This is a genomic window from Desulfovibrio sp. (assembly GCF_019422935.1).
GTDB lineage: Bacteria > Desulfobacterota > Desulfovibrionia > Desulfovibrionales > Desulfovibrionaceae > Desulfovibrio.
The window spans coordinates 147,449-160,837 of the sequence record NZ_JAHZCJ010000002.1; the positions used below are offsets into that span (position 1 = coordinate 147,449).

A 13,389-nucleotide genomic window follows, 5' to 3' on the forward strand; every position below is an offset into this window, starting at 1 on the left:
GCAAGTAGTGCATATACGAAGGCCCGCCAACTGGCGGGCCTTCGCTTTTATTCTTCCCGGCATTGCCACGTGATGGAACGACCCCACAAAAGCAGGAGCAGCACGCACACGCTGCTAAGCGCCAGCGCCGGAGCAAAGCCGCCCAAGTATTCGCGCACCACGCCCAGCAACAGAATCAGCCCCACATTCACGCAGTTGGCAAGCATGGACATGAAGCCGATGCCTGTTGCCGTATGGCTGGCCCCAGCGGCCTCAATGGTCAGGGTAAAAACAGAGGCATAGGTGCCGCCGCAGCACACAGCCAAGGCAAAGGCGCAGGCCAGCAACATCCAGGTGCTGCCCGCCAGAGCCAGAAGCAGATAAAAAAGCCCGATGCCAAGCACAAAGCCCACAAGTAGTTTCTGCTTGGGCACGGCGCGGCCAAGCTCGCCGCCAGCAATCCGCGCCATTGTGCCTGCCAGCAGCACAAGGCTTGTCGGCAATGCCCAGGCTTCTGCGTTGCTGCTGCCTGCAACGGCCCCAGAACTGGCGCTGTCCGCCAGCATCACGGAAAGCCAGTTGCCCAGAGCCGTTATGGTGCCAAAAGAAAATCCGTGACAGCAGCCGATAAACCACAGCCGCCTGTTGCGCGCCACCTGCCCCAGCACGCGCAGCACATTGCCCGCAGAGGTCGGTTCTGTTCTGGTTTCCCGGCGCAGCGGCGCAAGGGGCGGGCACAGGAGCGAAGCCAGCAAGGCCACGGACAAAAGGCCACCCAGACTATAGGCTGCCGCCCAGCCGCTTTCACCAAAATATGGCAGCACGATAAAGGGAACCATTGTTCCCAGGCTGAATGCCGCGCCCTGCAAGCCTTGCGCCCGGCTCATAAAGGCCGGGGGGCACAGGGTTTTGACGGCGGAAACCATTGAAAGGAACAGCAAGCCCGTAGCCAGCCCGATGAGCATGCGCATGCACACGGCCAGAACCATGTTGTGCGGCAGAAGCAAGGGCACAAAGCCGCCAGCGGCGCACAAAAGAGCCGAGAGCGCCAGTGTGCGTAGTGTACCCAGCCTGTCCACCACAAGGCCCGCAGGAACCTGCACCAACGTATGCGCCCAAAAGGGCGCGCTGAGAAAGACACCAAGCCCTGCGTAATTGAGGCTGAAAAGACTCCTGAACTGCTCCGCCACGGCAGATACGTTCAGAAACATAAAGCCCATGCCCAGGCAGCCCAGAGCAGGAAGCCAGTAATAAACAGGAACCATGCAGCGTCCTTGCCGCGAAACAGGCGCAGGCGGGCTTGCCCCCGTCAAACAGCCATTTCAGGCGGTAACAGTTCTAAAACAATAAGGTTGCGCCCCAATGGAGCGCAACCGTGTGGGTGTATACCTCTGAAGGCTGATCCGCAATGCCTGAAACAGGGGCCTTGCCTAGCGTGTGATCTTGAAAAAACGCAGGCGCAAAGCGTTGGTAACGACAGAAACGGAAGAAAGCGCCATGGCAGTGCCCGCCAGCATGGGCGAAAGCATGGGGCCGCCAAAAGCGTGCAGCAGCCCTGCCGCCACAGGCAGACCGAGCACGTTGTAGCCGAATGCCCAAAAGAGGTTCTGGCGGATGTTGCGCATGGTCGCGCGCGAGAGTGCCAGAGCCGTGAGCACGGCTTCCATGCCGTCCCGCATGAGCACAATGTCGCCCGCTTCGGCGCTCACGTCCACACCCGTGCCCACTGCCATGCCCACATTGGCGGCAGCCAGAGCCGGGGCATCATTGATGCCGTCGCCCACCATGCCCACCACATGCCCTTCATCCTGCATCCGGCGCACATAGGCGGCCTTGTCTGCGGGCAGCAGCCCTGCGGCGATCTCTTCCACGCCGGCCAGCGCCGCCACGGCTTTTGCGGTGCGTTCGTTGTCGCCCGTCAGCATGACCACGCGCACGCCCATGCCGCGCAGGGCCGCCACCACTGAAGCGGACTCGGGCCGGAGGGCGTCCGCAAGGGCCAGAATGCCCACGAGGCTGGTTCCGCCATTGTTTTCAAGGGCCAGCAGCAGGGGCGTCTGCCCCGCCTCGGCCAGCAGGGCCAGCTTTTGCTGCGCTTCTTCCGATACGGAAAGCCCGCGCTCAGTCATGAATGTTCTGTTGCCCACGGCAAGTCCGTAATCCACGCCATCAAGCTTCACACGGCCAGAAATACCCATGCCGGGCGCAACCTGCACATCATCCACGGGTAGGGATGCGAGGTTGCGCTCCCTTGCAGCGCCCACAAGGGCCAGGGCCAGCGGATGCTCGGAGCGCGCCTCCAGCGAGGCAGCCATGCCAAGCAGCGCATTTTCGTCCATGCCCGCAGGGGCATCCAGCAGGGTCACGCCTGTCAGCACGGGTTTGCCCGTGGTGAGGGTGCCTGTTTTGTCCACGGCCAGCACACTGATATGCCCGGCCTGTTCCAGTGCAGCGCCGTTCTTGATCAACACGCCAAGCTGCGCGCCCCGCCCCGTGCCCACCATGATGGACATGGGCGTGGCAAGGCCCATGGCGCATGGGCAGGCCATGACCAGCACAGCCACAAAAATCGTCAGCGGCGTTGTGATGGGTTCAGAGCTGAGCACAAGCCATGCAAGGGCCGCCACAAGGGCAATAAACATAACGGCGGGCACAAAATAAAAACTTACCCTGTCGGCCAGACGGGCGATGGGGGCCTTGCTGCCCTGAGCCTCGCGCACCAGCCGTATGATGCGGGCAAGGCGGGTGTTGCCGCCCACGGCGTCGGCCACAAAGGTCAGCGAGCCTTCACCGTTTACGCTGCCCGCAGCCAGTTTGTCCCCCGGCCCGATGGGTACCGGGATGGATTCACCCGTGAGCAGCGACAGATCAACAGCGCTTTTGCCGGTCAGTACGGTGCCGTCAACGGGCACACGCCCGCCAGGACGCAGCAACAAATGATCGCCCACGCGCACCTGAGCCAGAGGTGTTTCTTCCGGCGTGGCGGCGGCATCGTCAGGATTGAGCCGCAGGGCTGTTTCCGGCGTCAGGCTCATGAGCGCGCCCATTGCATCACCCGCGCGACGCTTGGCAACTGCCTCCAGATACTGCCCGAATTCGATCATGGTCAGCAGTACAGCGCAGGATTCATAATACAGGTTCATGGCGCGGGTCATGGGTTCGCTGCCAGCAAGCCCCAGCAGGGTGTTGCCAAGGCTGAACAAAAAGGCAGCGCCCGTGCCTACGGCCACAAGGCTGTCCATGGCGGGAGCCTTGCGCAGGAGGGCCTTGATGCCATCCACATAAAAATGGCGGCCCAGCCACACTACGGGCAAGGTGAGCACAAGCTGCGCCAACATGAAGGCGCGTGGCGAAAGATGAGGATCAAGCGCCTGCGGCAATGGCAGGCCGAGCATGTGCCCCATGGATATAACCAGTAGGGGAACCGCAAATGCGACCATGGGGAGCAGACGGCGCAAACGGGCCTGAATGTCTGCCGCAGCCCTGGCCTTGCCTTCTTCAAACTGACGGGCGGCGTCATCGTCCGCAACGGGAGACGCGCTGAACCCAAGGGCGGCCACACGCTCCATTATCCTTTGCTGCAAATCGATGTCCTGCCCATCGCCAGGCCACACTTCGGCGCTGGCGGCAGCAAGGTTCACGCTGATTTTTTCCACCCCTTCCATGCGCCCCACCACCCGCTCAATGCGCGAGGAGCAGGCGGCGCAGTGCATGCCGCTGATGTCAAAACGCAAAGGGCAGGCTTTATCCGTAGTTGTACTCATGGGTTCTCCACTTGTCATTCCGTATGGCGGCGAGTAAGCTGTAGATGAAAATGAAAACTCATTCCTGTATGGAGGATATGATGAAAACCCTGAAAGTCAATGGCATGCGTTGCGGCCACTGCAAGGCCGCTGTGGAAGAAGCTGCGGCAAAGATATCTGGCGTTGCCAATCCCCAGGTCAGCCTTGAGGATAAAGAGCTGCGCTTTGAAGAAAGCGGGCCCGTAGATATGCAGGCCCTGAAAACTGCCATCATCAACATTGGTTTTGACCCGGAATAAGCTCCCGAATCTGTGACAAGGGTCACAGATCTACACCATTCGCGGCGCGCTGCCAGGTTGCTGGTTTTCAAACCATGCACGGCAGCGCGTCGTTGTTTCACGCTGGCACCTGTGCGTTTTTTGCAGACGCCGCGCAGGCAAGGGCGCGCAAAATTCCTCATGCCTCCGCGCCGCCAGTTGCCTCAGCATTGCGCGTTCAGACCCCGTTCATCTTGCCGTTTTCTGCCGAATAGCGTAGTTCTTGGCAGTCAAATACGGTCACTGATCCACTGCACCTTCAGCGCGAAACACCACAGGCATGCAAACACAAACCACACGCATCATCAGCATATTGTGCGCGGGCAAGGGCATTTTTCAAGCCCTTCTGTTCTTTTTCCTGTGCTGTTTTTTGGTGGCTGCACCCTCTGTGGCTGCACCCGGCAACTTTACGCTGGACTTTACAACTATCCGACTGGGCGACGACGCCCCGGAACTGACGCAGGCCATCCCCGCCGTTGTACGCCCTGACGACAGTGTTGCTGCAAACGCTGATACTGATGCCGCCGTGCAGCAGGCGACTCCTGCTTCGCCGGTGGTGCTGGTGGTTGGCGGCATTCAGGGGGACGAACCGGGTGGATTTTCTGCCGCGACACTGCTGACCACGCACTACACCATTCGCAAGGGCGTGCTGTGGGTTGTGCCGAATCTCAACTTTCCCAGCATTATCAAAAGATCGCGCGGGCTGCACGGCGACATGAACCGCAAATTCGCCAAGCTCGACAACCGCGACCCCGAATTCGGCACCGTGCGCCGTATTCAGGAACTCATAAGCCACCCCCGCGTGGCTCTGGTGCTCAACCTGCACGATGGCAGCGGGTATTACCGCCCCACCTTTGAGGACAAACTGCGCAACCCCAACCGCTGGGGGCAGTCAGTCATCATTGATCAGGAAGCGCTTGACGGCGTGTTCATGGGTTCACTGGGGAATGAAGCCCGGCAGGCCGCAGAATCGGCCAACAGCAAGCTGCTCTCGCCGCAACATGCCCTGCACGTGCATAATACCAGAACTGCCGAGGGCGATCACGAGATGGACAAAAGCCTTTCCTACTACGCCGTACGGCAAGGAAAGGCGGCCTTTGGGCTGGAAGCCAGCAAGGAATTTCCTGTTGAAGTGCGGGCATACTATCATCTGCTGATGGTGGAATCGTTTCTTGCGCAGGCCGGGGTGGAATTTACACGCAGCTTTGCGCTTACCCCCGAGGGAGTGCGCGAAGCCCTGCTGGACAAACTTGACGTCACCTTTGCCGACAACAAGGTTTTTCTGCCGCTGGAAGACGTGCGTCCGGCCATCAATCTGCTGCCGCTCTCCAAGGATGCTCCAGCACAGGCGGTCACATCCAAGCCCATCATGGCAGTGCTGCCCTGCGCCAAGGGCGAGGAAGGCCAGTACTGCGTGCACTATGGAAACCGCATGATCACGCTTATCCGCCCCGACTGGCGCGAAATGGATCATAGCATCACGGGCATGCGGGTATTGGCTGACGGGCACGAAACCGAGGCACCCTTCGGGCAGGTGCTGGAGGTGACTAAAAGCCTGCTCGTGCAGCCCGCGGAAGGCTACCGCGTCAACGCCATCGGTTATGACAGCGGCCGCAAGGACGAAAGCGGAGAGACCATGACCCTCAAGGATTTTCAGTCCCGCTTTTCCGTTGACCGCCAGGGCAGGCTATATCGCGTTGAAGTATACAAAGACCAGCGCTTCAGCGGCATGTTTCTGGTGCGTTTTGGTTCAGGCAGCAACCGCCTGACAAGCAAGGAAACTCCATCCATTCCCACGGACAGACTGCCCGACAAACCGGGGCAGGAATCAAATCTGGGGTTCTGAGCCGACCATGTCCAATCCTGAAATCTGCGTTGCTGGCGGCGGAAGCTGGGGCACGGCCCTGGCCCACCTGCTGGCAACAAACGGCTACAAGACCAGCCTCTGGCTGCGCGATGCCGCAGTGGCCGAGGCTGTGTGCAAACAACACGAAAACCCGCGCTATCTGCCAGGCTTTGCCCTGCATCCCAGCCTTGCAGCAACCACTGACCCTGCCGTCTTGGGCCGGGAGATCGTTGTGCTGGCCGTACCCTGTCAGCAGTTGCGGGGCTGGCTTGCCGCCAACGTCGCCTTCTTCCGCAAAAATGTGGTGTTGGTAAACGCCGCCAAGGGTATTGAAACTGCAAACCTCGCCACGTGCGCTGAGGTGACGGAGCAGAGCCTGGGGCATCTTGCACCACGCTACGCGGCGCTTTCCGGGCCGTCATTTGCGGCGGACGTTCTGCGCGGTCTGCCCACGGCCGTGGTTCTGGCCACGGCGGACGAGGCTCTGGGGCACCTGCTGCGACAGATATTTTCCGGCAGCTCCTTTCGCTGCTACTCCAGCACCGACGTGATGGGCGTTGAAATGGGCGGCGCGGTCAAAAATATCATGGCCATAGCTGCTGGCGTCTGTGACGGCCTCGGCCTAGGGCACAACAGCCGCGCGGCGCTCATTACCCGTGGTCTTGCAGAAATGAGCCGCCTGGGGCTTGCCCGAGGGGCACAGCCGCACACTTTCATGGGGCTTTCGGGCCTTGGCGACCTCACCCTCACATGCACGGGCGACCTTTCGCGTAATCGCCAGGTAGGCCTGCGGCTGGGGCGCGGTGAAAAGCTTGAACATATCACGACCAGCCTTGGCATGGTGGCTGAAGGTGTTAAAACCACCGCCGCCATTCACGAGCTTGCCCGCAGGCTTGAAGTTGACGCACCGCTTACAGACGCCGTGTACAGCATTCTGTATGAAGACAGCGACCCCCAAGAAGTGCTGCACAATCTTATGTCGCGCCGCCTGCGTGACGAATAACGCAGCACACTCCACCCCAACCTTGCACCATTCCTTATAACATGCATTTTGCAGTGCAAAATGCTGTTTTCCGTTTCTCTGATGCAGCAAGTTCTGGAGCTTTTCGGCAGCCGCAAGCCCGGCCAGAAGAGTGCTGCTTTCCCCCGCTCTACCCCCTTTTTTTCCTCTTCAGAAAATTTTTTTCTTTTTTTTCACGGGTTCAAATTTTATTTCACATTTCTTGTGCTGCGCACACACTGGTAAAATAAATCACAAAAAAGGTGACTGCGCGCAATGGAATTGTTATCAATTTCGGCGCAATTTTAACACGATTTTTTAATTTGTATTACTTCATTTTTTGCGCGATCACCACCTTTCAGCGATAGTTCAAAAAATCACATTTTAACGTGGCGTTGTCATTGAATTTCACAACGTTGCACAATGTATTAGCGCTTTTTTGCACAATTTGTTTGTGTAACCAGTTAAATCAAGACTAACATACCGATTTCACAGCCTCTCAAAATCGCGCAAATAGCAAACCGTTTACTGCACCCACCCTCACATTACCCATTTTGATACCATTTTTTGCAATCTACCTGTTCTTCTTGGAAGAGTTGTTGCTTGCAACGGTTTGCAAAGTGGGCTAAGCCAAAAAAACTTTTTAAGATCATTTTTTCACGACATGGTATTGTGGTGATACCACGATGCCATTTAGGAAGTGCGGCCCGGACTTGACCGGGTTGATCCGCCGGGTACATCCGAGAGACCCGCAAACCACGGGGCAAACTATGACGGAATCACTGTTTTCGGCAGGCGGCTTTCTTGTGCCGCTTCTCGTGGGCATGGCCCTTATGCTGTATGGCGCGGCGCAGTCCGTGCGGCAGCGCAACAATCCCCGCAGCCTGATCCTATGGGGCTCGCTGCATGATGCAGGCATTTTCTGCCTGGGTCTTGGAGCAAGCGGCGGCATCAACAGCACAGGCTTGTGGCTTTTTGTGCTGTTCCAGGCAGCCGCGCGGCTGCTGGCCTGGGCCGCCCTTTCACGGCTGACCCCCCCGGCGCTCAGCGCACCGGTGCAGCTGCAGGATTTGCGCGCCGCTGGCAAACGTCAACCCTGGACAGCAGCCTGCTTCGGCCTTGGCATGCTGGCAGCGGTGGGCGGCTCGCCCTTCCTGGTGCCTGAAGCCCGCATGTTCATCAGTTCTGGCATTCTGGGCAGCATGCCCGGCGCCATGGCGGCGCTCTTGTGCATGGCCCTCGCCACCACAGTTCTTATCTGGCTGCATGTGGAAGCGGTACGCATTGCCGTGCTGGACACCACAGGCGAAGAAACCTCGGCTTCATGGGCAGCGCCTTCCGGCAATGTTTTTGTGATGCTGGGCCTCGCGGTAGTTGTGGCGCTGTTGGGCCTGTTCAGAGGCCCCATTACCGAACTGTTCGCTTCTTCCTACAATGTGGCTGTGCCGCATTCGGCAACGCACCCGGCATACTGGTGTTATTACGCCGGTGCGTTCCTGACAGGCATCGCATTCCTGGTAAAGTTCGACCGCGCGCCTCTGGTGGGCGTGGCCTTCTCGGCGCTGGCGCTGGCGACCACCATCGCCACCCCGGCGGGCCCCACGGCCAAACTTTTCCTGGTTATGATCGCCGTTGTGGGTCTGGTCGTCAGTATATACTCGCTGAGCTACATCCACGAACGTCAGGGCCGCTACTGGTTCTTTCTGCTGCTGACATTCGCATCGCTGGCGGGCATCGTCTCCGCTGCCGACTCGGCGACCATGTACGGCTACTGGGAACTCATGACCTTCGCCTCCTACTTTTTGGTGGTGCATGAGAACAACCGCAGCGCCTACGATGCCGGCCTCAAATACTACGTAATGTGCGCGGGCGGCGCGCTGTTCATGCTGCCCGGCCTCCTGCTGCTGGGCGATCCTTCTCTTTCGTTCGGGCTGATGCAGGGCGCGTTTGTGCTCTGTCTGGCAGGCTTTGGCGTGAAGATGGGTCTTGTACCCCTGCATTCCTGGCTGCCTGACGCCCACCCAGCCGCGCCTTCCTCGGTGTCTGGTCCCCTTTCGGGTATCATCACCAAGATGGGCGTGTTCGGCATAGTGGCTGTGCTGCTCATGCGGCCCATGATCATGGGCATGCCCGGCATGTTCGGCCTTTCCTGGTTGGGCACCGGCCTTGTGGCCATGGGCGCGGCAACCCTGATCTTTGGCGAGATCATGGCTCTGCGCCAGGACGACATCAAACGCATGCTGGCCTATTCGACCCTTGGGCAGATTGGTGAAATCGCCCTGGTGCTCGGCGTGGGCACGTGGCTTTCGACCACCGGCGCGTTGTGGCACATGCTCAACCATGCCATCATGAAAGATCTGCTCTTCCTTGGAGCTGGCGCTCTCATCATGCGTGCGGGCAGCCGCAAGCTTGCAGACCTGCGCGGCCTTGGCCGCCAGATGCCCGTGACCGTTGCCTGCATGGGCATCGGCCTTGTGAGCATCATGGGCCTGCCGCCTTTTGGCGCTTTCTACAGCAAGTTTCTGATGATTCAGGCGGCCACCGCCGCCGGGCACATCTGGCTGGCGGCCCTGATTCTGGGCGGCTCGCTGGTGGGCCTGATCTACTACACGCGCATTCTGAAAACCCTTGTGTTCGAAGAACGCCCCGCCGACCTGCCCACCGTGACCGAAGCGCCGCGCAGCATGCAGATCGGCCTGATCATTCTGGCGGGCATTTGCGTTATCATGGGCCTTGCCCCGCAGCTCGCCATGAACCTTGTGGTGCCGGTGGCCTCCATGTGCTTCACGCCCAACCTCAACGACCCCGATGTGCTCCTGGCCATGAATGTGTCCTGGCCCATCTTCGTGGTTGTTCCCGTGTTTGGGGCCGTGCTGCCCGCCCTGTTCTACCGTGACCGCAAAAAGGCCGGATGGGCCAGCGTGGGCGTGATGCTGTTCACCGCGCTGCTGGTCATCCTGTTTGGCCGCGATCTGGATACGCTCTCCTTCTGCTTTGCCCTGCTGGTTCCTGTGCTTGGCGCGGTCAACATGGCCTACGCACTTGGCTACATGGAACACAGCCACCGCCAGTGGCGCTTCTACTGCGCATTTACCGCCATGTGCGGCGGTCTGGTGGGCATGGCAGCCAGCCAGTACATGCTGAGCTTTTTCCTGTTCTGGGAAATAATGAGCTCGTGGACGCTGTATCTGGCCATTGCCCATGAGGGCGACAAGGACTCGCTCCGCGAGGCCTTCAAGTACTTTATCTTCAACGTGTTTGGCGCGGGCTTCATCTTCCTGGGCCTGTGCGTTGTGGGGCCGTTCACGCCTTTCAACGCCACCCTGCTCACGGGTGCCGCACCCTACATTCCCCACGGCGCGGCATGGCTCGGCATGGCCCTGCTGGCCGCCGGCTTCCTGATGAAGGCGGCCCAGCTGCCCTTCCGCATTGACTGGCAGATGCACCCGGCCTTGGCTCCCACGCCTGTTTCCGGCTACATCTCGTCCGTGCTGCTTAAGAGCGCCATTCTTGGCCTCATCAAGCTGTTCATGCTTATGGGCGGCGGCTTTATGCTGGCTGGCGTGCTGGGCGGCATGGAGCAGAGCATCATCAGCACTGTTTCCATGTGGATCGGCGGCATCACCATCATCATGGCTGCCGTGCAGGCCCTGCGCACCAACGTCATCAAGCTTGTGTTCATCTATTCCACTGTGAGCCAGCTTGGCTACATGGTGCTGGCGGTTGCCGCTGGCGGCGCGCTGGGTTACGCGGGCGGCATGCTGCACGTGATCAACCACGTGTTCTTCAAGGATCTGCTGTTCCTTGTGTGCGGCGCAGTCATGTTTGCCACCCACAGGGAAACGCTGGAAGACCTCGGCGGCATTGGCCGCCACATGCCCTTTACCCTTGCCATGTTCGCCATTGCCGGGCTTTCGGTTGTGGGCGTGCCGCCTACCAGCGGGTTCTCGTCCAAATGGCTTATCTACCATGCCCTCATGGAAGCGGGCCAGCCCTTCCTGGCGCTGCTCTCCCTTATCGGCAGCGTGCTGACCATGGCCTACATCGCCAAGTTCCTGCATGCGGCCTTCCTGGGCCAGCCCTCGCCCAACCTGCACGAAGTGCATGAGGCCCCGCTGATCATGCGCGTGCCCATGGGCATTCTGGCTGCCGGTTGCGTGCTCACGGGCGTGTTCCCCGGTCTGGCCCTTGGCCCCATCAACAACGTATTGGCTGAATACGGCTTTATGCCGCTCAATGTGGGCCTGTCCGGCGTGCTTTCCGGCCCCGGCGCATGGAACGCCACAGGCATGTTCGTCATGATGGCCCTTGCATTTGCTGGCGGACGCTGGTTCGTGCTGCGCTTTACCCGCCTGCGCGAAATCGACGTCCACACCTGCGGTCTGCCGGTCGAAACGTCCACCAGCCGCATGAAGCCCTCCAGCATTTTCGGGGAAATCCTCGGCCTTATGGGCGGCAATAAGCCCGCCAAGGAGAACCGCTGATGAGCGACACCCTGCTTGCCATACTGCACATGTGCATCTTCCCCGGCGGGGCCTTTGCCCTGCTGGTGGCGATGTTCTTCAAAGGACTTGACCGCCGGGTCGAGGCGCGGCTGCAGCGCCGCGTCGGCCCCCCGCTGATCCAGCCCTGGCTTGACATTGCCAAGCTGCTGACCAAGGAAACCCTTATCCCCAAAACCGCCTGCCGCTCGGCCTTTTTGATGGCCCCGGTGTTCGGTTTCACGGGTATGGCCGTGTGCGCGGCCTTCATACCGATTCCCGGCGTGTTCAACGGCCTGTTCAACATGGGCGACCTGCTGGTGATCTTCTACCTGCTGCCCATCCCGGCCATGGCCATCATGCTGGGCGGCTCGGCCTCCAGTTCGCCTTACGGCGCTGTGGGCTTCTCGCGCGAAATGATGCTGATGCTGGCCTACGAAACGCCGCTGCTCATGATTCTGCTCTCGGTCGCCATGCTTACGGGCAAGGTGCTGAGCGGCGGAGCCTGGGGCGCGGAATTCTCGCTGCTCAAGATTGTCGCCATGCAACAGCAGGTGGGCTCCTTCGGGTTCAACCCGACCATGATCCCCGCCTTGCTGGCCTATCTGATCTTCCTGCCCGGCACCATGGGCGTTGTGCCCTTTGATATCCCCGAGGCGGAAACTGAACTGATTGAAGGCCCACTGCTGGAATACGGCGGCCCCCTGCTGGCCCTGTTCCAGATCACGTCCGCGCTCAAGACCTTTGTAGTTTTGGGCCTGGGGGTTGCGCTTTTCTTCCCCGGCACCATATCTGACATATGGCTGGTGAATCTGGTCTGGTTCCTGCTCAAGTGCCTTGGCCTCATGCTGGTTTCGCTCACGCTGGTCAAGTCGGCCACAGGGCGCTTCCGCATTGACCAGGCCTTCCGTTTCTACATAACTGTGCCCACGGCGCTTGCGCTGTGCAGCCTTATACTGGTCTGGGTGATGTAAGGAGGCCGACGTGTCGCTGGATAACATGCTTAAAAAACTCTCCGTGCGGTCGCCGTGGCTTTTCCGCATCAACGCAGGCTCGTGCAACGGTTGCGACGTGGAACTGGCTACCACTGCCTGTATTCCGCGCTATGACGTGGAACGCCTGGGTTGCCGCTATTGCGGCAGCCCCCGCCATGCCGACATTGTGCTTGTAACAGGCCCTCTGACCACCAGGGTGCGTGACCGCGTGCTTAAAGTGTGGAACGAAATTCCCGAACCCAAGGTCACTGTGGCGGTGGGCATCTGCCCCATCTCGGGTGGCGTGTTCCGCGAAGGCTATTCCATTGAAGGCCCGCTTGACCGCTACATCCCGGTAGACGTCAACGTGCCCGGTTGCCCGCCTCGCCCGCAGGCCATTCTTGAGGCTGTGGTGCTGGCGCGTTCCATCTGGCTGAAAAAACTGGGCGTGGAGGAGTGATATGGCGGGCTTTCTGAAAGTTCTGTTCCGCAATTTGCTGGAAGGTCCAAGTACCGACCCCTTCCCCTTGGGCGAAACCTTCACCCCCGAAAGGCTGCGCGGCAAGGCTGTTGTGGATCCCGACCTGTGCATGGGCTGCGGCATCTGCCGTCACTCGTGCGCGGCAGGGGCCATCAACATCTCGCCGCTGCCCGACCGCAAGGGTTTTACCATCACCATATGGCAAAACTCCTGCTGCCTGTGCGCCTCGTGCCGCCATTACTGCCCCACCGGGGCCATGAGCATCACGACCGACTGGCACACCGCGCATCCTGAATCGGAAAAATTCAACCGCATCGAACAGCAGACCGTTCGCTACGAGCCCTGCGCCGGTTGCGGCGAGCTTATGCGGCCCCTGCCCAAAAAGCTGGCCGAAAAGCTCTATGCCTATAATGATGAAATCGACAGGGATCTGACGCGCAGGCTCTGCCCCAAATGCCGCCAGCTTGAGGACGCCAAGCGCAATGCATGCGTACTGCCCGCCGCCAGCGGCGAGGCAGCGACGACCAGCGTCACTTCTGCCGCTCCCACCAAGGATTAGCGGTTCATA

9 protein-coding genes are annotated in these 13,389 nt (G+C 60.0%); 7 read left to right on the forward strand and 2 right to left on the reverse strand.

The window, feature by feature from the left end; translation table 11 throughout:
- Positions 1 to 47 precede the first annotated feature (47 nt).
- Positions 48 to 1,244 carry an MFS transporter gene (locus tag QZ383_RS03765; RefSeq protein ID WP_291443168.1) on the reverse strand — a complete coding sequence of 399 codons (1,197 nt, stop codon included), beginning with the start codon at positions 1,242 to 1,244 and terminating at the stop codon, positions 48 to 50.
- Positions 1,245 to 1,409: 165 nt separating this feature from the next.
- Positions 1,410 to 3,743, reverse strand: coding sequence for a heavy metal translocating P-type ATPase (locus QZ383_RS03770; RefSeq protein WP_291443170.1), 2,334 nt, complete (start codon positions 3,741 to 3,743; stop codon positions 1,410 to 1,412).
- Between the two features lie 80 nt (positions 3,744 to 3,823).
- Between QZ383_RS03770 and QZ383_RS03775 the strand changes: the two genes are divergently transcribed.
- The 7 genes from QZ383_RS03775 (at position 3,824) to QZ383_RS03805 (ending at position 13,380) form a co-directional block, all read left to right on the forward strand.
- Positions 3,824 to 4,021 carry a heavy-metal-associated domain-containing protein gene (locus QZ383_RS03775; RefSeq protein WP_291443172.1) on the forward strand — a complete coding sequence of 66 codons (198 nt, stop codon included), beginning with the start codon at positions 3,824 to 3,826 and terminating at the stop codon, positions 4,019 to 4,021.
- Between the two features lie 298 nt (positions 4,022 to 4,319).
- Positions 4,320 to 5,885, forward strand: coding sequence for a M99 family carboxypeptidase catalytic domain-containing protein (locus QZ383_RS03780; protein ID WP_291443174.1), 1,566 nt, complete (start codon positions 4,320 to 4,322; stop codon positions 5,883 to 5,885).
- A 7-nt stretch (positions 5,886 to 5,892) separates the two neighbouring features.
- Positions 5,893 to 6,888, forward strand: coding sequence for an NAD(P)H-dependent glycerol-3-phosphate dehydrogenase (locus QZ383_RS03785; protein ID WP_291443176.1), 996 nt, complete (start codon positions 5,893 to 5,895; stop codon positions 6,886 to 6,888).
- A 767-nt stretch (positions 6,889 to 7,655) separates the two neighbouring features.
- Positions 7,656 to 11,369, forward strand: a complete 3,714-nt coding sequence (locus QZ383_RS03790; protein WP_291443177.1) for a proton-conducting transporter membrane subunit — start codon at positions 7,656 to 7,658, stop codon at positions 11,367 to 11,369.
- Positions 11,369 to 12,340, forward strand: coding sequence for a complex I subunit 1 family protein (locus QZ383_RS03795; protein WP_192112241.1), 972 nt, complete (start codon positions 11,369 to 11,371; stop codon positions 12,338 to 12,340). The genes QZ383_RS03790 and QZ383_RS03795 overlap by 1 nt, the downstream gene beginning before the upstream one ends.
- A gap of 25 nt (positions 12,341 to 12,365) precedes the next feature.
- Positions 12,366 to 12,800 (forward strand): NADH-quinone oxidoreductase subunit NuoB, encoded by a 435-nt coding sequence (nuoB, locus tag QZ383_RS03800; protein WP_034604940.1) that lies wholly within the window; start codon positions 12,366 to 12,368, stop codon positions 12,798 to 12,800.
- Between the two features lies 1 nt (position 12,801).
- Positions 12,802 to 13,380: a 4Fe-4S binding protein gene (locus tag QZ383_RS03805; RefSeq protein ID WP_291443179.1), complete on the forward strand. Its 579-nt coding sequence runs from the start codon at positions 12,802 to 12,804 to the stop codon at positions 13,378 to 13,380.
- Positions 13,381 to 13,389: the final 9 nt, after the last annotated feature.